The organism is Pseudoflavonifractor phocaeensis (assembly GCF_016901735.1).
Taxonomy (GTDB): domain Bacteria; phylum Bacillota; class Clostridia; order Oscillospirales; family Oscillospiraceae; genus Pseudoflavonifractor_A.
Genome location: NZ_JACLZC010000176.1, coordinates 1 through 693 on the forward strand (window position 1 = coordinate 1; position 693 = coordinate 693).

General features: G+C 49.6%; 1 protein-coding gene. It reads left to right on the top strand.

The genetic code is table 11. The annotated features are described in order from the left end of the window. Window positions 1-488 (top strand): primase-like DNA-binding domain-containing protein (locus H7U37_RS15115; RefSeq protein ID WP_243414348.1); only part of this gene is annotated, 488 nt, incomplete at its 5' end. Window positions 489-693 lie beyond the last annotated feature (205 nt).

Genomic DNA, 693 nt, shown 5'->3' on the forward strand with positions numbered 1-693 from the left:
TGGATGATCCTGACCTTGCCGAGAAGATGAAAGCCGAGGTGGAGGGTATTCTGCTGTGGGCTTTTGAGGGATTGCAGCGGCTGGCCGCAAACAACTTCAAGTTCACCGAAAGCGACCGCACCAGAGAAAACCGGGAGGCAGTCAAACGGGACAATAACAATGTCTATGATTTTCTGGATTCTGACGGGTATGTTCGCCGGAAAGCGGATCTATCTGCCAGCTCCAAAGAACTGTACGAGGCATACCAGATTTACTGCACCGAAAACAACCTGCCTGCCCTGAAGCCACGCAGCTTCAGCGAAGCCCTGATTGCCTGCCAGAGCCGCTATAATCTGGAATACTGCAACAATGTGACCAACGCAGCCGGACGGCGGGTGCGTGGATTTCTGGGAATTGAGGTATTAGTGAAAAATAATATATCAGTGTTTTCCGGTGATTCGATGCGTACGTACGTACCGGAAGATGTGCCGGAAGAATGGCGGCGCTGAACCGTGTACGTACGTACGCTTTGATTGACCCTTGTTCTCCCTTTTATAGCAATTCGGCGGCTATGGCAGTCAGAATCACCGGTCAAATCCCTATGTTAAATCAAGGCAAGTGAGAATCGAAAAGTATTTGACGGTTGGAAGAAATTATTTTGCGAAACCGTGCTTCTCGCCCTGATGAACCGGGTGCATGAAATCATGGGAAAAT